8 protein-coding genes are annotated in these 8,184 nt (G+C 73.3%); 6 read left to right on the top strand and 2 right to left on the bottom strand.

Going from position 1 to position 8,184, the window contains the following annotated elements; genetic code table 11:
• Positions 1–37: 37 nt before the first annotated feature.
• A complete protein-coding gene (gene rsmD, locus ACFOY6_RS18525; RefSeq protein WP_379651894.1) occupies positions 38–607 on the top strand; it encodes a 16S rRNA (guanine(966)-N(2))-methyltransferase RsmD in 570 nt (189 codons plus the stop codon).
• A gap of 3 nt (positions 608–610) precedes the next feature.
• Here rsmD and ACFOY6_RS18520 read toward each other — a convergent pair whose 3' ends face one another.
• Complete coding sequence (locus ACFOY6_RS18520) at positions 611–1,363, bottom strand: SDR family NAD(P)-dependent oxidoreductase (RefSeq protein ID WP_379635759.1); 753 nt, start codon at positions 1,361–1,363, stop codon at positions 611–613.
• 26 nt (positions 1,364–1,389) lie between these two features.
• On the bottom strand, positions 1,390–3,297 hold the full coding sequence (locus ACFOY6_RS18515; protein ID WP_379651892.1) for a capsular polysaccharide export protein, LipB/KpsS family: 1,908 nt from the start codon (positions 3,295–3,297) through the stop codon (positions 1,390–1,392).
• A gap of 197 nt (positions 3,298–3,494) precedes the next feature.
• Between ACFOY6_RS18515 and ACFOY6_RS18510 the strand changes: the two genes are divergently transcribed.
• Genes ACFOY6_RS18510 through ACFOY6_RS18490 form a run of 5 tightly spaced genes read left to right on the top strand, consistent with a single transcriptional unit; the run spans position 3,495 to position 8,170 of the window.
• Positions 3,495–3,839, top strand: coding sequence for a DVU3141 family protein (locus tag ACFOY6_RS18510; RefSeq protein WP_181378200.1), 345 nt, complete (start codon positions 3,495–3,497; stop codon positions 3,837–3,839).
• Positions 3,836–4,636: an ABC transporter permease gene (locus ACFOY6_RS18505; protein ID WP_379651891.1), complete on the top strand. Its 801-nt coding sequence runs from the start codon at positions 3,836–3,838 to the stop codon at positions 4,634–4,636. Before ACFOY6_RS18510 ends, ACFOY6_RS18505 begins: the two co-directional genes overlap by 4 nt.
• Positions 4,637–4,643: 7 nt before the next feature.
• Complete coding sequence (locus tag ACFOY6_RS18500) at positions 4,644–5,294, top strand: ABC transporter ATP-binding protein (RefSeq protein WP_379631478.1); 651 nt, start codon at positions 4,644–4,646, stop codon at positions 5,292–5,294.
• A 7-nt stretch (positions 5,295–5,301) separates the two neighbouring features.
• The gene (locus ACFOY6_RS18495) at positions 5,302–6,447 is read left to right on the top strand and encodes a capsule biosynthesis protein (protein ID WP_379651890.1); all 1,146 of its coding nucleotides are present in this window, start codon (positions 5,302–5,304) and stop codon (positions 6,445–6,447) included.
• The gene (locus tag ACFOY6_RS18490; protein ID WP_379651889.1) at positions 6,437–8,170 is read left to right on the top strand and encodes a polysaccharide biosynthesis/export family protein; all 1,734 of its coding nucleotides are present in this window, start codon (positions 6,437–6,439) and stop codon (positions 8,168–8,170) included. Before ACFOY6_RS18495 ends, ACFOY6_RS18490 begins: the two co-directional genes overlap by 11 nt.
• Positions 8,171–8,184 lie beyond the last annotated feature (14 nt).

The raw sequence follows: 8,184 nt of genomic DNA, 5'->3' as shown, positions 1-8,184 counted from the left end.
GGCGGGCCGCGCGGCCCGCGCAAGCCGCGCTGAGGCCATGCGCATCATCGCCGGGCGCCACCGGGGGCGCCGCCTGGAGGCCGCCCCCGGCGCCACCACCCGCCCCACCGCCGACCGGGTGCGGCAGGCGCTGTTCGACATGCTCTGGCACGCCCCCTGGGCCGGCCGCGCGGCGGTGGAGGAGGCGGCGGTGCTGGACGCCTTCGCCGGCACCGGCGCGCTGGGGCTGGAGGCGCTCTCGCGCGGCGCCGCCTCGGCCTGCTTCATCGAGCGGGACCGCGTGGCGCTGGGCGTGCTGCGCGCCAACATCACCGCCTGCGGCGAGGGGGAGCGCGCCCGCATCCTGCCCGGCGACGCCACCCGCCCGCCGCGCCCCCCGGCGCCTTGCGGCCTGATCTTCCTCGACCCGCCCTATGCGCAGGATCTGGTGCCGCGCGCCCTCGCCGCCCTGGGCGTGGCGGGCTGGGTGGCGCCGGGCGCGCTGGTGGTGGCCGAGACGGGGCGGGAGGAGGCGCTGCCGCTGGAGGGGCCGCTCGCCGGCTTCACGGAGCTTGCCACGCGCGAGCATGGCGCGGCCCGGCTGCACTGCCTGCGCGCGCCCGGCTGAGAATTATCTTTCCTTAATGCGGAACGCCATCCGGCGGACGCAGCCATCCACCCAGGCCGCCGGCAGCAGCGGCGAGAGGCGCAGCGCCCAGGCCAGCGGCCAGGGAAAGGCCAGCTGCGCCGCGCCCCGCCGCAGGGCGCGCTCCAGCTTCGCCGCCGCCGCCTCGGCGCTGATGGAGAGCGGGCGCGGGCCTTCCCAGCGGGCGCCCATGGCGCTGTCGAAGAAGCCGGGGGCCACCAGCGTCACCCGCAGGCCGGCGGGGCGCAGCCCGGCGCGCAGCGCCTCGCCATAGGCCCAGAGCCCGGCCTTGCTGGCGCAGTAGCCGGGGCTGTCCGGCAGGCCGCGGAAGGCGGCCAGCGAGGCCACCAGCCCGATATGGCCATGCCCGCGCGCCCGCATCGCCGGCCAGAGCGGCTCCACCAGGTTCATCGCCCCCAGCAGGTTCACCGCCACCTGCTCGTGCGCCGCGGCCAGCCCCTCGGGCGCGCCGCCGGGGCGGGTGCCGGCGGCGATGCCGGCATTGGCCACCACCAGATCGACCGGCGCCGCGGCGTCCCAGCCGGCCAGCAGCCGGGCCATGCCCCCGGCATCGCGCACATCCTGCACCGCCGGGCAGGGCTCGGCGCCGCGCGCCGCCACGGCGGCCGCCACGCGCGCCAGGGCTGCCGCGTCCCGCCCGATCAGCCCGATCCGCACCCCCGGCGCGGCCAGCCGGCAGGCCAGCGCCGCCCCCAGCCCGCGCGAGGCGCCGCTGATGACGACGCTGCGGAAGGCCGGCGCGCTCAGCGCAGCCCCCGCAGGCGCGAGACCCAGCCGCGCAGCCAGCCCTCCACGCCCCGGTGCGCGGTGAGGGGCGAGACCTTCCAGGCGGCGGGGTCGTCCAGCCGCTCCAGGATCAGCTCGGGCGGGCAGGGCAGCTCCGTCACCGGGTCCACCTGCCGGGGGAACAGGATCAGCGTGGCGGCCACCAGCGCGTCGAGGCTCAGGGGGCGGCCGCGCCGGGGCGGCGGGGCGCGGTCCTCGGTCAGGCCCCAGCCGGCGTAGAAGGGCTGGCCGTAGGTGACCACCGGCACGCCGCGCAGCAGCGCCTCGAAGCCGGAGAGCGAGGTGAGGGTGTGCACCGCCTCCACCTGCGGCAGCAGGGCGGGCAGGGCGGCGCCGGTCACCACCTGGTCGGCCAGGCCGGCCAGCGCCGCGGCGGGCAGGCGGCCCTTGCGGAAGCCCGCCTCGAGGTCGGGGTGCGGCTTGTAGACCAGCCAGGCCCCGGGATGCGCGGCGCGCACGGCGCGCAGCAGCGCCAGGTTGCCCCGGATCGGCCCGCCGCCCAGCCGCACCGAGGCATCGTCCTCCACCTGGCCCGGCACCAGCAGGCGGGCACGGCCGGCGGGCGCCGTAATCTCCGGCGCCGCGCCGGCCAGATTGTACTTGCTGATGCCGCGCGCCACGATCGCCGCGCGCAGCGCCGCGGCGCGGGAGAGCAGCTCGGGCGGGAAGTCGGCGGTGGCGAGCAAATGCTCCAGCGCACTGGGCCGGGCGGGGTCGTAGTAGACGCCCTGGTCATCCACCGCATAGGCGGCGCCGGGCAGGAAGCGCGCGCCCAGCCCGCGCGAGCGGACGAAGCCATCCTCCACCGTCAGCAGCCGCACACCCTCGGCCTCGCAGCGGGCGCGGAAGCCCTCCGGCACGCGGCCGGCCCAGGCGGCGATGGCGCCGCCCTGCCGCCGGGCGATGGCGATGGCCCGCTCCGGCCGGCCGGTGAAGCCGGGGGTGCCGCCCGCATGGGCGAACAGCGCGGCGATGCGCGCGCGCTTCCAGGGCGCCATGCCCAGGCACACCGCCACCTGCCGGTTCTCCCGCTGCACCGCCTGCCACCGGGCCAGCTGCTCCAGCGCCTGCTCGAAGGGCCAGGGGCGTTGCAGGAAGGGATCGGCACAGCGGGTGGCGGCGATCAGCGCGGCCCAGCGCGGCGCCGGGTCCAGCAGCCGCCCCGAGACCCGCACCCCGGCGGCGGCCGCCAGCAGCGCCATCTCGATCGAGGCGCCGTGCAGATCCTCCGCCAGGTCCAGCAGGGTCCAGGGCGAGAGGCGGACCTTGAGCAGCCGTGCCCCCGGCGGCGGGCGCAGCAGCGGCGGCAGCTCCGGCCGGGCGGCCGGGTCGCGTGCCAGCAGCACGGGGCGCCCCGCCGCCATGGCCAGCGCCGAGGCCAGGGCGGCGCGGGCGGCCGGCAGCCGGGCAGGATCGCAGGGGTCGAGCACCAGCACCGCGGCGCGTGCCGGCATGCGCAGCCGGGCGGCACCCGGATCGGGGAGGCAGGGCTCGCCGCCGGCCCGGCTGAGCACCGCCTGTCCGGCCGCCTGCCGGGCGCGGTGCAGCGCCGCCGCGTCGGCCACGGGGGGAGGCGCCAGCGGGGCGTCCTGCAGCATGGCGGGCAGCGGGCCGCACGGCATCAGGGCCACCGGCCGCTGGCGCGGCCCGAAGCGGGGTGCGCGCAGCAGGCCGGGCGCATAGCGGATGAGGCCCGTGGCCGGCGGCAGGGAGGGACTCGGCGCACCGGCCGCAACGGCGTACAGCGTGGCCTGGGCCGCCGTGGCCAGCCGGTATTCCGGCCAGAAGGCAGCCAGATGAGCGGCTTCCTCTGCCGTGGCCTGCGGAAAGGCGATGCTCTTGGAGAGGTCCGTCAGCGAACTCATCCCACGCGCAAAGGGGAAGAAAGACAAACGCAGTGCGCGTAATAAATATATTCATCACACGCAAGCATGCGAGTTTTGCCAGCCGCTTTGCACTGCGTTAGGTTTCGCCCATGCAAGAACGTCCGCAAGCCTGCGTGATGGGGCAGTCTGTGAGCAGCTCTGCCCGCCTTCGCCGATTGACAAGCCTGGTTGTGCCAATGCTGGCCGCATTGGTCCTGTCCGGCTGCGATACCCTGTCCGGCATGGGAGGTGGCCAGACGGCCGCCACGCCGGCGGCCCTGCCGCAGAGGCCGCTGGAGCCCCTGGCGGTCTTTGCCTCCCAGGCACGGCCGGGCGAGCAGAGCACGCTTTCCCCGGCCCCGGGGGCGGCGCCCGTGCGGGTGCAGATGGTGCGCAGCTATTACGCCGCCAGCGGGCGGCCCTGCCGTGAGCTGGCCCTGGGCAGCGGCAGCACCTCGCGCCCGGTGCTGTATTGCGAGGAGCCGACCGGCTGGGCCGCGGCGCGCCCGCTGCTGCGGGGTGGGGCGGTGGCCCGGCCGTGATCGCCGATGTGCCCCGCCGCGCGCCCAGCAGCCCCCTGGCGGCGCAGATCCGGGTCATCAGCGCCCTGTTCATGCGCGAGCTGCTGACGCGCTTCGGTCGCAGCCGGATCGGCTATATCTGGCTGATCGGCGAGCCGCTGATGCTGGCCCTGATGATCTCGGCCCTGCACTGGGCGAGCGGCAGCCATCTGCCCAACGACCTGCCGACCTTCCTGTTCTACGGCATGGGCTACGTGCCCTTCCTGATGTTCCGTTCCATCGCCAGCCGTGGCGCGGCGGCCGTCACCTCCAACATATCGCTCCTGTTCCACCGCAGCATCACCCTGCTGGACCTGATGATCGCGCGGAACATCATGGAGACGCTGGTCTGCATGACCCTGGTCGCGCTGTTCGTCCTGGGGGGGATGCTGACGATTGGAGAGATCCCGCATCATCCGGGGCAGCTGATCCTCGGCCTCGTCCTGAGCGCGCTGCTGGGGCATGGGCTGGCCATGCTCCTGGGCTCGCTGCAGGTCTTCGTCGAGTTCACCGAGCGGCTGGTGCACCCCTTCACCTACATCCTCATGCCCATCTCCGCGCCCTTCTACATGGTGGAGACAATGCCGCCGAACGTGCGCGAGATGCTGCTGTGGAACCCGCTCGTGCATATCAACGAGATGAACCGCTGGTCCATGTTCGGCGACCGCATCGTGCCGCATTACGACCTCGGCTACGTGATGATCTGGGTGCTTGGCCTGAACCTCCTCGGCATGGCCGGGCTGCGCGCGGCGCGGCCGCGCCTGTCGATGTCGGACTGAGCGCCGCATGATCGAGCTGGAGAACGTCTGGAAGCGCTTCGAGTCCCGCCAGCAGGGGCACCGCTACATCCTGCGCGGCGTGCATGCCCGCATCCGGCGGGGCGACCAAGTGGGCATCCTCGGCCGCAACGGTGCCGGCAAGTCCACCCTGCTGCGCATCTTCGCGGGCGTCGAGGCGCCGACCCGCGGCCGCATCCGGCGGGAGATGTCGATCTCCTGGCCGATCGGCGGCGGCTACGGCATCCAGAGCAGCCTGACCGGCATCGCCAACGCCCGCTTCATCGCCCGCCTCTACGGCATGCCGCTGCAGCGGACGGAGGAGTTCGTCGCCGATTTCTCCGAGCTCGGTCCCTATTTCCGCGAGCCGGTCCGGACCTATTCCTCCGGCATGATGTCCCGCCTGCTGATGGCCCTGTCCTTCGCGGTGGATTTCGACTGCTACCTGGTGGACGAGGCGCTCTCCACCGGCGATGCCCGCTTCGCCAACAAGTGCCGCGAGGTGCTGGAGGTGCGGCGGGCCAACGCGGCCATGCTGCTCGTGTCGCACAATGCGGGGCATGTGAAGAAGTACTGCAAGACAGCCGCGATCCTGCGGAACGGCATGCTGGAATTCTACGAGGACGTTGATGAAGCTATCGCCGCCTACCAGGGTCTCTGACCCGGGCATGACCGGCGCGGCGGCCAGCCGCCCCGCCGCGTCCCGTTCATCGTCGCCATGGCTGCGGATGCTGTGGCGGCGGCGCTTCTACCTGCTCCTCGTCGTGCTGCCGACGCTGATCGCCGGCCTCTACCTCTACGGCTTCGCCGCCGGGCAGTATGTCTCGGAAACCCGCTTCCTGGTGCGGGGCCGGCAGGAGACGCGGGTGGCCTCGTCGCTGAGCGACATGATCGGCGCCGCCGGCTTCAAGCAATCCTCCGAGGAGGCGCTCAGCGTGCGGGACTTCCTGCGGTCGCAGGACGCGCTGAAGGCGCTGGATCGCAGCATCGACCTGACCGGCCTCTACCGCCGGCCGGAGGCAGACCTGCTGTTCCGCCTCTGGACCGCCGACCCGCCGATCGAGTTCCTGCAGATCTACCATCAGTGGATGAACACGATCTCGCATGACGCGACCTCCGGCATCATCACCCTCCAGGCGCGTGCCTTCCGGCCGGAGGATGCGCAGCGTATCGCCGAGGAACAGCTCCGCCTGTCGGAGACCTTCATCAACGACCTCTCCGTCAAGGCGCGCGAGGAGACCCTGCGCGTGGCGCATGAGGAGCTGGCGCGCGCCGAGCAGCGGGTGCGGGATTCGCAGATGGCCGTCACCACCTTCCGCCAGCGGGAGCAGGCGGTCGATCCCTCGCGCAGCGCGCAGATCGGGCTGGAGGGCCTCGGCGCGCTGGAAGGCCTGCTGACCGCCGCCCGCGCCGAGCTGCAGGAGAAATCCTCCTACATGCGGAACGACAACCCGCAGATTGCCACGCTGCGCAACCGCATCGCCTCGCTGCAGACCGAGATCGCCCGCCATCGCGAGCGGCTGACGCTCGGCGGGCAGGCGCTGCCGGGCCAGCTGGCCACCTATGAGCGGCTGATGCTGGAGCGCGAGTTCGCCGACAAGCAGCTTGCCTCCGCCACCGCCTCGCTGGAGACGGCGCGGCTGGACGCGCAGCGCCAGCAGCTTTTCCTGGCGCGGGTGGTGCAGCCCAACATGGCGGAGTACCCGCTCTACCCGAAGGCCGGGGTCATGCTGATCAGCATGTTCCTGGTGCTGTCGGTGCTGTACGGGATTGGCTGGATGCTGGCTGCGGGGATTCGTGAACATGCTCTCTAACCGTGCGCTGGTCGCCGCCCTCCTGGCGGCGCTGACCGCCGGCGATGCCCTGGCGCAGTCGAACCCCCTGCTCAGCGCGCCGGTGCCGGCCGGCATGGCCCAGGGCGGCAACAACGCGCCGCAGACCGTGCCGCAGCTGCTGCCGGACACCAGCCTGATCAACCGCGCCGGCAGCACCACCGAGGCGGAGGCCGGCGCCACCGCCGAGGGGCCGCTGGCCGAGCCGTTCCGCCCCGCCGGGCCCAGCCGCACCGTGTTCGGCGCCGCGCTGTTCGCCCGCTCGGCGCCGACGCCCTCGGAGACCAGCAACCCGAACTACCGCCTGGGGCCGGGGGACCGCGTCAGCGTGCGCGTCTGGGGCCCGGTGGAGGCCGAGGTGATGGGCGCCATCGACCCGGAGGGCAACCTGTTCCTGCCCTCGATCGGGCCGCTGCGCCTGGCCGGCACCCGCGCCGGCGACCTGCAGCGCACCGTCGAGACCGAGGTGCGGCGGATCTACACCCAGCAGGTGCAGGTCTATGCCGTGCTGCTCTCGGCCAGCCAGATCGGCGTCTATGTCACCGGCTTCGTCAAGCTGCCGGGCCGCCACCGCGGCTCGGGTTCGGACACGGTGCTGGACTACCTGCTGCGCGCCGGCGGCGTCGATCCGGTGCGCGGCTCCTACCGCGACATCGTGGTCAACCGCGGCGGGCGGGCCGTCACCCGCATCGACCTCTACCCCTTCCTGCTGCAGGGCAAGCTGCCCGGCCTGACGCTGCAGGATGGCGACACCATCGTCGTCGGCAGCCAGGGGCCCACCGTCTCGGTCGATGGCGCGATCCGCAACAACTACCTCTTCGAGGTGAAGGACCGCGCCATGGCCGGCGGCGAGCTGATGGAGCTCGCGGGACCGCTGCCGGCGGCCACCAACGCCGTCATCCGCGGCACGCGCAACGGCCAGCCCTGGTCCCGCTATGTCGACATCCCGGCGCTGCGCCGCCAGTCCCTGCTCGACCAGGACGTGGTGACCTTCATCACCGACGCGCCGGCGCCCACCGTGCGCGTCTTCGTCGAGGGCAGCCGCATCGGCCCCTCGGTGCTGGTGGCCGACCGCGACATGAACCTCTGCCAGCTGCTCGACCACGTCGCGGTGGAGCCGAACCTGGCGGATACCGGCTCGGTTTACCTGCTGCGCAAGCGCATCGCCGCGCAGCAGCGCCGCTCGATCAACGAGGCGCTGGACCGGCTGGAGCGGCAGCTCTTCACCGCCACCTCCGCCACCACCGGCGTCGCCGAGATCCGCGCCAGCGAGGCGCAGCTCGTCTCCAACTACATCCAGCGCGGCCGCCGGCTGGAGCCGGAGGGGCGGCTGGTGGTGATGGACAATGGCGGGCGCTGCACCAATGTGCGGCTGGAGGATGGCGACACCATCGTCATTCCCGAGCGCTCCGACACCGTGCTGGTGGCGGGCGAGGTCTCGACGCCGCAGGCCATCCTGTGGCGCCCGAACATGACCATCCAGGACTATGTGAAGGCGGCCGGCGGCTACACCCAGCGCGGCGACGATGGCGGGGTGATGATCCGCCGCGCCAGCGGCCAGATCATCCTCGACCCGCGCGAGGGCCCGCGCCCGGGCGACGAGCTGATCGTCCTGCCGCAGCTGGGGGCCAAGAGCTTCCAGATCACCCGCGACCTGCTGCAGCTGATCTACCAGTCGGCGCTCTCGGTGCGGGTCTTCAACTGACCGCGCTGAGGGCC

The sequence above is a fragment of the Teichococcus aestuarii genome, assembly GCF_042651065.1.
Lineage (GTDB): Bacteria > Pseudomonadota > Alphaproteobacteria > Acetobacterales > Acetobacteraceae > Pseudoroseomonas > Pseudoroseomonas aestuarii.
This window is presented reverse-complemented; position numbering and strand designations above follow the sequence as displayed.